The sequence below is a fragment of the Zobellella denitrificans genome, from assembly GCF_002237365.1.
Taxonomy (GTDB): Bacteria; Pseudomonadota; Gammaproteobacteria; order Enterobacterales; family Aeromonadaceae; genus Oceanimonas; species Oceanimonas denitrificans.
Genome location: NZ_NMUO01000202.1, coordinates 1 through 863, shown reverse-complemented (window position 1 = coordinate 863; position 863 = coordinate 1). Strand labels below are relative to the sequence as shown.

The following is an 863-nucleotide window of genomic DNA, read 5'->3' as shown; positions in this document are numbered from 1 at the left end:
GGTAAAAGGAACGGCCCCGGGCCAGCTGGTCAAGGGGCCCGGCGGGGCCGGCGACGGGCGGGCGGGCGCCGGCCAAAAAACCGGCCCGTCAGCCCCGTGGCAATGAGCGCCGCGAAAGAGGCGAGCGCCGCAGCAATCGAGGCAGCCGCAAGCCGCGTGACGAAGAGCGCGGTGGCAAGGCGCCGGTTGCCCAGGCCGAGCCCCAGGCGGAAGCCAAAACCGACAAGCCCCGCCGCGAACGGCGCAAGCCCCGCCGCGACCAGCAGCCCCAGGAGCGGGCCAAGCCTCAGCAGAAGGAAACCGCCGCCGTCGAACTGACCCTGGTCGCCGCCCCTGCCCCGGCTCCTGTCCAGGAGCAGGAACTGGATCTGGAGCAGAAAGAGCAGGTGGTGGCCGAGCGTCGCCAGCGCCGCCAGATGCGCAAGAAGGTTCGCATCGAGGCGGAAGGCAAGGCGAGCGAAGCCGCTGTGGTGGCGTCCGAGCAGGAAGCCGCCGACACCCGGGAACCGGCCGAGCGCCGCCCGCGCCGTCAGCCCAAACCCCGGGCAGAGGAAGTCGCCCGGGCCGAGGCTGAGGGGACCGAGTCCGGCGAGCCGGTGCTGCCCCACCAGCGCGGTGCCATGCCCAAGCGCAAGCGCATCAACGAAGACAGCCGCCGCCAGCGTCGTCAGGAGAGCATCGCCGCCCTGATCGCCGAGCACGGTGAGGACAAATGGGTCGCCCAGGAAGCGGAAGAGGCTGCCGCCGGATCCGTAGCACAAGCGGAGGCGCCTGTCGCCGAGACCCAGGCTCCCCGCCCGGCCGCCGAGGCCGTGGAACCGGCCGCCACCGAGGTCGAGCCGGCTCCCGTCGCCATCGAAGCC

The 863-nt window shown here is 72.7% G+C and carries 1 pseudogene; it reads left to right on the top strand.

Annotation, left to right across the window (positions count from 1 at the left end):
• Positions 1 to 389: 389 nt before the first annotated feature.
• A pseudogene (locus tag CGX12_RS19730) lies at positions 390 to 863 on the top strand (hypothetical protein); the annotation flags it as partial.